At 71.6% G+C, this 9,277-nt stretch carries 14 protein-coding genes; 7 read left to right on the top strand and 7 right to left on the bottom strand.

Features of this window, described 5'->3' with window-relative positions; genetic code table 11:
• Nucleotides 1-57: 57 nt before the first annotated feature.
• The 3 genes from VEL82_03150 to VEL82_03160 all read left to right on the top strand — a co-directional run bounded on the left by VEL82_03150 (nt 58) and on the right by VEL82_03160 (nt 2,412).
• Nucleotides 58-456 carry a hypothetical protein gene (locus tag VEL82_03150; protein ID HXW66862.1) on the top strand — a complete coding sequence of 133 codons (399 nt, stop codon included), beginning with the start codon at nt 58-60 and terminating at the stop codon, nt 454-456.
• Between the two features lie 166 nt (nt 457-622).
• Complete coding sequence (locus VEL82_03155) at nt 623-1,198, top strand: cob(I)yrinic acid a,c-diamide adenosyltransferase (GenBank protein ID HXW66863.1); 576 nt, start codon at nt 623-625, stop codon at nt 1,196-1,198.
• A 17-nt stretch (nt 1,199-1,215) separates the two neighbouring features.
• The gene (locus VEL82_03160) at nt 1,216-2,412 is read left to right on the top strand and encodes a redox-regulated ATPase YchF (protein HXW66864.1); all 1,197 of its coding nucleotides are present in this window, start codon (nt 1,216-1,218) and stop codon (nt 2,410-2,412) included.
• 6 nt (nt 2,413-2,418) lie between these two features.
• On the opposite strand, the gene VEL82_03165 is transcribed toward VEL82_03160, so the two are convergent.
• The 7 genes from VEL82_03165 to VEL82_03195 all read right to left on the bottom strand — a co-directional run bounded on the left by VEL82_03165 (nt 2,419) and on the right by VEL82_03195 (nt 5,907).
• Entirely contained in the window at nt 2,419-3,402 is a 984-nt protein-coding gene (locus VEL82_03165) for a hypothetical protein (GenBank protein ID HXW66865.1), read from the bottom strand.
• Nucleotides 3,399-3,821, bottom strand: a complete 423-nt coding sequence (locus VEL82_03170) for a tRNA (cytidine(56)-2'-O)-methyltransferase (GenBank protein ID HXW66866.1) — start codon at nt 3,819-3,821, stop codon at nt 3,399-3,401. The genes VEL82_03165 and VEL82_03170 overlap by 4 nt, the downstream gene beginning before the upstream one ends.
• A 106-nt stretch (nt 3,822-3,927) precedes the next feature.
• Complete coding sequence (locus VEL82_03175; protein ID HXW66867.1) at nt 3,928-4,452, bottom strand: ArsR family transcriptional regulator; 525 nt, start codon at nt 4,450-4,452, stop codon at nt 3,928-3,930.
• Nucleotides 4,453-4,455: 3 nt separating this feature from the next.
• On the bottom strand, nt 4,456-4,644 hold the full coding sequence (locus tag VEL82_03180) for an RNA-protein complex protein Nop10 (GenBank protein HXW66868.1): 189 nt from the start codon (nt 4,642-4,644) through the stop codon (nt 4,456-4,458).
• Nucleotides 4,641-5,417, bottom strand: coding sequence for a translation initiation factor IF-2 subunit alpha (locus VEL82_03185; protein HXW66869.1), 777 nt, complete (start codon nt 5,415-5,417; stop codon nt 4,641-4,643). Before VEL82_03185 ends, VEL82_03180 begins: the two co-directional genes overlap by 4 nt.
• Nucleotides 5,418-5,435: 18 nt before the next feature.
• Nucleotides 5,436-5,612 carry a 30S ribosomal protein S27e gene (locus tag VEL82_03190; GenBank protein ID HXW66870.1) on the bottom strand — a complete coding sequence of 59 codons (177 nt, stop codon included), beginning with the start codon at nt 5,610-5,612 and terminating at the stop codon, nt 5,436-5,438.
• Nucleotides 5,613-5,622: 10 nt separating this feature from the next.
• Nucleotides 5,623-5,907, bottom strand: coding sequence for a 50S ribosomal protein L44e (locus tag VEL82_03195; GenBank protein HXW66871.1), 285 nt, complete (start codon nt 5,905-5,907; stop codon nt 5,623-5,625).
• Nucleotides 5,908-6,073: 166 nt separating this feature from the next.
• Here VEL82_03195 and VEL82_03200 point away from each other — a divergent pair, with 166 nt between their 5' ends.
• From VEL82_03200 to purF, 4 genes are all read left to right on the top strand, one after another.
• On the top strand, nt 6,074-6,712 hold the full coding sequence (locus VEL82_03200) for a 50S ribosomal protein L1 (GenBank protein HXW66872.1): 639 nt from the start codon (nt 6,074-6,076) through the stop codon (nt 6,710-6,712).
• A 4-nt stretch (nt 6,713-6,716) separates the two neighbouring features.
• Complete coding sequence (rplJ, locus tag VEL82_03205) at nt 6,717-7,577, top strand: 50S ribosomal protein L10 (protein HXW66873.1); 861 nt, start codon at nt 6,717-6,719, stop codon at nt 7,575-7,577.
• 31 nt (nt 7,578-7,608) lie between these two features.
• Nucleotides 7,609-7,923: a 50S ribosomal protein P1 gene (rpl12p, locus tag VEL82_03210; GenBank protein ID HXW66874.1), complete on the top strand. Its 315-nt coding sequence runs from the start codon at nt 7,609-7,611 to the stop codon at nt 7,921-7,923.
• A gap of 43 nt (nt 7,924-7,966) precedes the next feature.
• The coding region (gene purF, locus VEL82_03215; protein ID HXW66875.1) for an amidophosphoribosyltransferase at nt 7,967-9,277 on the top strand (1,311 nt) is incomplete at its 3' end.

Below are 9,277 nucleotides of genomic sequence, written 5' to 3' on the forward strand. Positions count from 1 at the left end.
ATATGTTTAACAATTTGTTAAGAATAACTAAATAGTCGTTTTATTCTGTTAAACGTCGTGCGGACCGTTCGGGCCGACGCTCCCGCGACCCGATTCTTGGGCGTGCGCCTCACGCTCGAGGAGGAGGCGCTCCTCGAACAGTTCCGTACCTCGAACGAGCTCCGGACGCGCTCGGAGGCCGTGCGCGCGCTCGTCCGCGGAGCGAGCGAACCTCGTCCCGCGGACGTCGCGGTACCCGCGACCCTTCGCAACGAGCTCGAGGAGATCGTCGAGGACGGCTACTCCCGGGACCTGGACAGCGCGGTGACGCTGGTCCTCACGCTCGGGCTATCGGAGCTCGGCCGGATCCACGCGGAACGTCTCGCGGCGCTGCGCGAACACGCGCGCAGTTCCGCCGGTCGCCGCGAGAACCGACGCCGGGCGGACCGCGAGGGACGGGGGCTCCTCGGGCGGTAGGCTCCCAACCAAGGGTGGGTTGCAGCATGGAAACGATCGGGAAGGCGTGGAGCGCGCGGAGCGGATTCATCTGCCGGCTGTGCCGTCAGGACGCCAAGCATAATGAGGTGCTGCACATCTCCTACTGCCCCGTCCACGGGCTCAGCTCGCCGCTCGATGCGCTGCCGTGGCGACCGGAGTTGAGAGCATCGCGCGCCTCTACACCCGGACCGGCGACCGAGGCACGACCGGTCTCGCCGGTGGTGCGCGCGTAGACAAGGACTCGGCGCGGATCCGCGCCTACGGCACGTTCGACGAGCTGGGCGCGCAGCTCGGGGTCGTCGACGCCGAACTGAACGAGGCGCTCGCCGACGAGCGCGCGGTCATACGACGCCTCGCGCACGAGTTGTTCATCGCCCAGTCGGAACTCGCGGCCGCGCCGGGGGCGAAGCGCGCGAGCCCCCGCATCGAGTCTCGGCACGTCGCCCGTCTCGAGTCGGACATCGACCGCTTCGCGGAGAAGTATCCCGAGCTGCGCTCGTTCGTGCTCCCGCGTGGTGCCCGGCCCGCCGCCGAACTCCATGTCGCGCGCACGATCGCGCGCCGCGCCGAGCGCGAGCTCTGGGCGCTCCACCGCTCCGAGCCGCAGCGATCCGAGCTGCTGCAGTGGTCCAATCGGATCAGCGACCTCCTCTTCGCCCTCGCGCTCGCGGCCAACCACGCCCTCGGCGTGAGCGAGGTCGCCCCGGACTACTCCACCTAGACCGCGCGGAGGGGACGGTGGAGGTCGGGATCGTCGGCAAGCCGAACGTCGGCAAGTCGACGTTCTTCAACGCGCTCACGCTCCTCGACGCGCCGATGGCGCCGTACCCGTTCACCACGACCGTGCCGAACCGCGGTGTCGGAGCGGTGCGCGCCAAGTGTCCGCACGCCGAGAAGGGGGTCGCGTGCACTCCGGGCAACGCGAAGTGCGTGAACGGGACGCGGTGGGTCCCCGTGAACCTCATCGACGTGCCCGGCCTCGTCCCGGGCGCCCACGAGGGCAAGGGGCTCGGCCACAAGTTCCTGGACGACCTGCGCGCCGCGGACGGATTCGTCCAGGTCGTGGACCTCTCCGGCGGCACGAACGCCGAGGGCCAGCTCGCCCCGCCGGGCACCCAGGACCCGGCGCAGGAGGTCGGCTGGCTCGAGGACGAGCTGGTGAGCTGGGTCTCTGAGATCCTGTCGCGCGACTTCGAGCGGCATGCGCGCTCCACCGAGCTCGACGGCAAGAAGGTCGAAGAGTTCCTCGCGCACCGTCTCACGGGCCTCGCCATCCCCGGCCCGGCGATCTCGGCGGCGCTGCGCGTCGTCCCGGTCGACCGGGCGCATCCCGCGCGATGGACGTCGGCGGACCGGCTCGCGCTGGCCCGCGAGCTCCTGCGCGCCGCCAAGCCGCGCCTGGTCGCGGCGAACAAGAGCGATCGCTCGACCCGCTCCGCCGCCGACCGGCTGAGGGCCGCGATCGCCCCGATCCCCGAGGTCCCGACCTCGGCCGAGGCGGAGCTGACGCTGCGCCGCGCGGCCCGCGCCGGCCTGGTGGAGTACGCGCCGGGCGACGCCGGCTTCCGGGTCCCGGACTCGGCGCGGCTCAGCGCGCCGCAGCAGCGCGCGCTCGATGGGATCCGCTCCCTCCTGGCCGACTGGGGCTCGACCGGCGTTCAGGGCGCGCTCGAATCGATGGTCTTCGAACGGCTCCGCCAGATCGTCGTGTATCCGGTGGAGGACGAGAACCACTGGACCGATGCGCGGGGGCGGGTCCTACCGGACGCGCTCCTCGTGCCCGCCGGGACCACGGCGAGCGAGGTCGCCTTTCGCGTGCACTCGGACCTCGCGCGCAACTTCATCCGCGCGATCGACGGCCGCACGCACCGCGCGCTCGCGGCCGACCACGCGGTCGAGCCGAACGCGGTGATCCGGATCGTCGCGCGGAAGTAGCCGCGTTCAGTCGGGCAGCGCGCCCTCGATCAGCCGGGCCCCGTCCGGCTGCGGGCGCACCACGAACGGGAGCGCCCCCGCGCGCGCCAGCCGGCGCACGAGGTCGACCTCCTGGCCGGGGGACGGGAGCACGACGATCGAGCCGCCGGCCCCCGCGCCGGTGAGCTTCGCCGCCTCCGCCGCCGGCGCGGCCGCCTCGAGCAGCGCCTCGATCCGCGGATGCGAAACGCCGACCTCGCGCAGCAGCTCCTGGTTGCGGCGCATCAGCTCGGCCACGGCGGCCCGGTCGGCACGGCCGACCGCCGCGATGCCGTCGGTCGCCACCGAGCGGAACTCCTCGAGCAGCGCGGGCCCGTCGGGACGCGCGAGGCGGGCCCCGACGGCTCGCACCGCGTCGCCGGTCGCGCGCGGGATGCCCGAGTGCGCCACGACCCACGTCCAGCCCGGGTCCTCGACCCGGCGCACCTCCCAGTCGCGGGCGGCGTCCGTCACGCTCCACAGGCGCTCGCCGCTCCCGCCGTTGACGGAGAGGAAGCCGCCGGCGACGACCGCCGCGGTGTCGCCCGGGCTGCCGACGCCCTGGGCCCCGCGCTCGATCTCGAAGCTGCGCTGCGCGAGCGTCGCCCGGTCGATTCCGCCGGTCGCGGCGCCGAGCGCCGCCGCGAGCGCCGCCACGAACGCCGCCGACGAGCCCAGCCCCGCGGCGCGCGGGATCCGCGACACGCTGCGCGCGTCGATCGGCGGACCGCCGGCCCAGATCGTCTCGAGGGCCCGCGCGAAGTAGGCATTGCCCTCGCGGGCCGAGGCGTCGCCGTTCAGCCGGACGGCCGCCGAGGGCGCGAGGAACACCTGGGTCTCGAGGTCCAGCGCGAAGAGGAGCTCGGGGGCACCGTGGACGACTGCGTGCTCGCCGAAGACGATGCACTTGCCCGGCGCGCGGGCCGCGACCGGCAGCCGGTGCGGGGGCACGGCCGGTAGCGCCGGCGTCACGTCGAGCTCCCCGCCGTGCGGACGCGCTTGCCGCGCGCCTGCGGCACGACGATCTTGCGCGCGCCCGACGGCGCGCGGGGACCCGGGACGCCCCGCAGGCGGGCGAGGACCACGGCGACGGCCGCGACCTCGCTGTGGGGCTGGTGGCCGACCGCGAGGTTCGCGTCGGCGAGTCGGTAGAGCTCGGGGGGCACCTTCGCCCCGCCGACCACCAGCAGGATCTTCCGGGCGCGCTCCAGGCGGGGCGCGAGCTGCTCGAACGGGAGACCGTACATCGTCAGGTGGACGACCAGTCCGGGGGAGGAGCGCACGACGCTCTTCCAGTCGTCGACCCCCACGACCTCGAACTTTCCGCCCCAGCCCCGTCCGACCGCGGCGAGCCGAGCCGCGAGCTTTGGATCGGGCGGGTGCAGGAACATGCGCTCGGCGCCGAGGGCCCGCGCGGCGAGCGCGAGGTGGGTGGTGAGCCGCGGGTCGCGCCCGAGGCGGTGGCCGACCCGAAGGACCGAGATCCGCGGACGGGACCTAGGACGCCGACTCCGCCTGGAACCGCTCGATCCGGTGGCCACGGTACTCCAGCTTGTCCGAGCGCTTGACGAGTCCCTTCAGCCGGGTGGGGCTCATCTCGAGCTCCTCGGCGACGTCGGAGAAGAAACGGCCCTCGGCCCCGACCGCGTCGAAGATCCGCTGTTCCAGCTTCGCGTAGTCCTTCGGGCTCATCATCGCGATCGCGAGCACCTCGCTCGCCTCGGCGAGCGGGCTCGTCGTGTTGATGTTGATCGTGGAGTAGTAGAAGTGGTAGCTCTTCTCGGGCTGCTTCTTGCCCTCCCGCGCGACCCAGCGCGTGTCGATCAGTCGCAGCTTCTCGAACGCGGCGAGCGCGGCGAGGCCCTCCTTGCCGAACTCCCGCTCGACGTCCTCGGTCGTCAGCCAGTTCTCCCCGAGCCGCTGGACGAGCTTGAGCTTCACGGGCGTGTCGACCGCCCGCAGGATCGAGACGAGGTCGCTCACGTCGTTGACGACCTTGATACGATGCATGGAGGCGGCCATCGCTCAGTCCGGCCCGCGGCCCGGCGCCGGGGCGCTCGCGTCCCGGAGCATCCGCCGGTACTTCCCATAGCGGTCCCCCGGATTGAAGCGGGCCGGATGGGGCGTGCGGGTCGGCGCTCCGCACTCCGGGCACTGGTCCGCGAGCGTGTAGCGCCGGCAGGTCCGGCAGACGCGCAGCACCGACTCGGTCATGCGCGGACGAAGGAGCCCTCGCCACCGGCGGCCGTGATCGCCTTGATCGCCGCCTCGGTCGCCCGCTTGAGCGTCTCCTCCGCGGTCTTGTACTGGCCGGCGACCACGCGCATCCGGTACTTCGGGGCGCCGACGTAGTGGACCTCGACGGCCTCGGGGTCGACCTGCTCCGCCGCGAGGAGGGCCGCGCGGACGGCTTCGACGCCGTCGGGCCGCGGATCGGTGAGCTCGAGCGTGCCGAGGATCGTCACGCGCGGTGGCACGATGTTCTCCCGCGCGATCTTGAGGAACTGGGTCACCCAGGCAGCCTTCTCGTTCTCCTTCTGGAAGCGCTTGGGGTCCGCGCTCGCGACCTCGAAGGCCGCGAACAGCGAGCCGTAGCGCTCGACGAGGGTCGGCCCGAACAGGTCGGCCGCCGCCTCGCTCGTGATCTTGAGCCCCTGGGCGACCTGCTCGACGAGGCGGAGCGCCCGGCCCTCGTTCTTCCACTGCTGGGTCTTCTCGCGGCGCTGGTGGTCGTTGATCCGCTTCAGGGAGAGGTCGATCTGGTTCTTCGCCGGGTCGACGCGCAGGACGCGCGCGACGATCTTCTGGCCCTCCCGGATGTGATCGCGGATGTACTTGACCCAGCCGGTCGCCACCTCGCTCAGGTGGATGAACGCCTCGCGACCCGCGTACTCGTCGAGGGTGACGAACGCGCCGAAGTTGCGGATCGACGTCACCGTCCCGATGACGAGGTCGCCCTCGTCGGGATACTCCGCGCGCAGCGGCATGCGAACGAGCGGCCCTGCCTACCCGCTCAGGGTGCGGATGAGCTCGCCGCGGAGCTTGGCCCGGCCGCCGGTCGGCGTGGCGAGGGTGGCGCCGCAGACCCCGCAGTTCACCGCCGTCGCCGGTCGGCTGAAGACCGTCTGCTCCGTCGAGCAGTCCGGGCACTTCACGATCCAGAACGGCGAGGGTCCGCGCACCGGTTCCTCCCTAGTGATGCTCGACGAGCTCGAGCGTCGTCGCGCGCCAGCTGGCGGGCTGGACCGTGTAGTGGCACTTCTTGCAGCGGTACTTCAGGTAGACACGGCGCACGGCCTTCGCGCGGCCCTCCGGCTTCGGCCGCGGGAAGCCACCGTAGCCGCGGGTCGCCCGCCGGAAGCGTCGCTGCCCCCATTTGAGCTCGGAGGCCGGTCGCTTCTTCGCCTTCTCCACGTCGTGGTCCGTGTGCGTCTTGCACTTCGGGCAGTACGTGGACACGACCTTCGGATAGTGCATCGGGCGCCGCCGAGACGCATCGGCTATTTACCCTTAAGCACGCCTTTCGCCGAGAGCGCGGGCCCCCGGCCCGGCCGGACTCCCGTGGGGCACGAGTTTCTCGAGGAGCGCGGCGCCAAGGCTTATCTACCATGGCCTGCTCGGCGCCGCGCCCCACGGGGGAGATATGCCGGACCGCCCGTCGCTCGATGTCGTCAGCGAAGTGCTCGGGAAGACGCCGGCCCGCCACTTCGCCCAGTCGATCGAAATGTCGGTCAACCTCAAGGACCTCGACCTGTCGGTTCCGAAGAACCGGCTCGAGGACGAGGTCCAGCTGCCGAACGGCCGGGGCAAGGCGGTCAAGGTCGGTGTCTTCGGCTCGCCCGAGCTGTGCCAGAAGATGCGCGGCGTCGCCGACCTCGTCGTCGCGGCGAACGAGCTCGACGACTGGGCGAAGGACAAGAAGGCCGCCAAGAAGCAGGTCAACCACATCGACTTCTTCCTCGCCGAGGCCCCGCTCATGCCGACGATCGGTAAGCGTCTCGGCGTCCTCCTGGGCCCCCGAGGCAAGATGCCACGGCCGGTGCCGCCGGGCAGCGACCCCACGAACCTCGTCCACGCGCTGAAGCGATCGATCCGGATCCGCTCGAAGGGGAATCGGACGTTCCACGCCCCGGTCGGAACGCAGCAGATGAAACCCGAGGAGCTCGCGCAGAACGTCGACGCGGTCCTGAACCGCATCGTCGGCAGGCTCGAACGCGGCCGAACGAACATCGAGAGCGTCTACCTCAAGACGACGATGGGCCCGGCGATCCGGCTCTGGTGAGACAATGCCCGGTCGCGGTTCGGTCCCGGAGGAGCGGCTCGCCCGGGTCGCCGACCTCGAGGCGATGATGCTCGCCCGGCCGATGATGGCCGTCGTCGGGATCCGCGGGGTCCCGGCCGCCGCGCTCCAGTCGATGCGCCGGGAGCTGCGGGCCCGCGACCATCCGATCCGGGTCGCGACGAACTCCTCCCTCCGGCACGCGGTCGAGAACGCCTCGGCGAAGCGACCGGCGCTGCGTCCCCTGCTCGAGCACGTCGACGACCAGACCGCCCTGCTCGCCGCGGAGGGCAATCCGTTCGCGCTCTTCCAGGAACTCCGCCGCACCCGCTCTCCGACGCCGGCGCGGGGGGGCGAGATCGCGCCGCGCGACATCGTCGTGCCCGCCGGCACGACCAGCTTCAAGCCGGGCCCGATCGTCGGCGAGCTCCAGCACGCGGGCTTCCCGGCGGCGATCGAGAAGGGCAAGGTCGTCCTGAAGAAGGACGTCACGATCGTCCGAGCCGGCGACAAGATCTCCCGCGAGGTCGCCGGGATGCTCACGCGGCTCGAGATCTTCCCGCTCGAGGTCGGGCTATCGCTGCGCGCGGTCGTCGACGGGGACACGTTCTATCCGCCGGGCGTGCTCGCGATCGACCTCGACGCTCAGCGGGCCGATCTCGCGCGAGCCGCGCGCGCGGCCCTCGGGCTTGCGGTCGAGCTCGGCTACGCGACGAAGGAGAGCCTGCCGCTCCTCCTCACGAAGGCGCACCGCCGGGCGCTCGGCCTCGCGCTCGCGGCCGGCTACGCGACGCCCGAGACGATCGAGCCGCTGTTCGCGAAGGCGATGCGCGAGGCGGCGACGGTCGCCAGACTTACAGGCACCTGAGGTTCCCCCCAAGGTCCACGGAGTGAGAAACATGGAGTATGTCTACGGAGCGCTCTTGCTCAACGCCGCCGGTAAGCCGATCGACGAGAAGGCCCTCACGGGCGTGCTGAGCGCTGCGGGGCTCTCCCCGGACGCCGCGCGCGTGAAGGGGCTGCTCGCGAGCCTGGAAGGCGTCAATCTGACCGAGGTCCTCGCCAAGGCCGAGACGTTCTCGGCGCCCGCGCCCGCCGCGGCGCCGGCCGAGAAGAAGGAAGGCAAGGGCGAGAAGAAGGAAGAGGAGAAGAAGGAAGAGAAGGGCGTCTCCGAGGAGGAGGCCGCCGAGGGTCTCTCCGCCCTCTTCGGGTAGCGCGCGCGTAATCGCAAGCGCACCGCTTAAGAAGCGGGGCTCGGTGGCTCCGTCGGGAGGCCCGCCGACCGCCCAGGTTCCTCGGATGCCGGCCCGGGATCGCTGCGGCGTCGTCGGGGTGTCGCTCCAGGGGAAGGGCGCCGCCCCGTACCTCTTCCGAGGCCTCCGCGCCCTGCAGCACCGGGGCCAGGAGTCGGCCGGCATCGCCACGACGAGCCACGGCGTCCTCCACCACCGCAAGGGGATGGGCCTCGTCCACGAGATCTTCTCGCAGGAGATGCTCGATGCGCTGCGGGGGTCGAGCGGGATCGGCCATGTACGCTATCCCACCACAGGCGCGACCGATCTCGAGAACGCGCAGCCGATCGTCTTCAAGATGCGCGGCAGCGACGCCGCGCTGGCGGCGAACGGCGACCTCGTCAACTACGAACGGATCCGCCGACGCATCCAGACCCAGGGCATCGAGCTGCTCGGCAACGCCGACACCGAGACGATGGCCCAGGCGATCGCGCTCGAGTACAACCACACGCGCGACCTCGACGCGGCGATCCGGCGCGCGTGCCCCGAGCTGATCGGTGGCTACTCGGTCGTGATGATCGTGGGCAACCGGGTGTACGCGTTCCGCGACCCGCTCGGGATCCGTCCGCTGGTCTTCGGGACGGTCGAGGGCGGCGTGGCCGTCGCGAGCGAGTCGGTCGCGCTCGAGCTGATGGGCGGCAAGGCGGTCCGCGACGTGCTCCCGGGCGAGGTGGTGGTGCTCGAGCGCGGGCAGCTCGCCCGCAGCTCGCGCATCCCGAGCTCCGGCGAGCGCGCCCACTGCATGTTCGAGTGGGTCTACTTCTCCCGCCCCGACTCGATCGCCGAGAACGTGCCGATCTACGAGGTACGGCACCGCATCGGCCTGCGCCTCGCCCGGGAGGCGCCCGTCGACGCCGACCTCGTCGTCCCGGTGCCGGACTCCGCCCGGCCCCAGGCGCTCGGCTTCTCGGAAGGCTCGAAGATCCCCTACGCGGAGGCGCTGATCAAGAACCGGTTCGTCGAGCGGACGTTCATCCTCCCCGACCAGCGTCGACGCGAATCGGAGGTGCGGGTGAAGCTCCACCCGATCCCCGGGCTCCTCAAGGGGAAGCGCGTGGTCCTCGTGGACGACTCGATCGTCCGCGGGACGACGTTCCGGGAGATCGTCCAGATGGTCCGCGCGGCGGGGGCGACCCGCGTGGACGTGCGAATCGGATGTCCCCCCATCCGCGCGCCCTGCTACTTCGGGATCGACATGAAGGAGCGAAAGGAGCTGGTGGCCTACAACCGCACGCCGGAAGAGGTGGCGTCGGTCGTAGGCGCCGACTCGGTCCAC

The sequence above is a fragment of the Thermoplasmata archaeon genome, assembly GCA_035622275.1.
Taxonomy (GTDB): Archaea; Thermoplasmatota; Thermoplasmata; order Lutacidiplasmatales; family UBA184; genus Lutacidiplasma.

Excerpts from the sequence above, each read along its gene's own strand:
- VEL82_03170 (HXW66866.1), bottom strand. The coding sequence starts at position 3,821 with ATGTTCCTGCACCCGCCCGATCCAAAGCTCGCGGCTCGGCTCGCCGCG.
- VEL82_03175 (HXW66867.1), bottom strand. The coding sequence starts at position 4,452 with ATGGCCGCCTCCATGCATCGTATCAAGGTCGTCAACGACGTGAGCGAC.
- VEL82_03180 (HXW66868.1), bottom strand. The coding sequence starts at position 4,644 with ATGACCGAGTCGGTGCTGCGCGTCTGCCGGACCTGCCGGCGCTACACG.
- VEL82_03185 (HXW66869.1), bottom strand. The coding sequence starts at position 5,417 with ATGCCGCTGCGCGCGGAGTATCCCGACGAGGGCGACCTCGTCATCGGG.
- VEL82_03195 (HXW66871.1), bottom strand. The coding sequence starts at position 5,907 with ATGCACTATCCGAAGGTCGTGTCCACGTACTGCCCGAAGTGCAAGACG.
- VEL82_03200 (HXW66872.1), top strand. The coding sequence starts at position 6,074 with ATGCCGGACCGCCCGTCGCTCGATGTCGTCAGCGAAGTGCTCGGGAAG.
- rplJ (HXW66873.1), top strand. The coding sequence starts at position 6,717 with ATGCCCGGTCGCGGTTCGGTCCCGGAGGAGCGGCTCGCCCGGGTCGCC.
- rpl12p (HXW66874.1), top strand. The coding sequence starts at position 7,609 with ATGGAGTATGTCTACGGAGCGCTCTTGCTCAACGCCGCCGGTAAGCCG.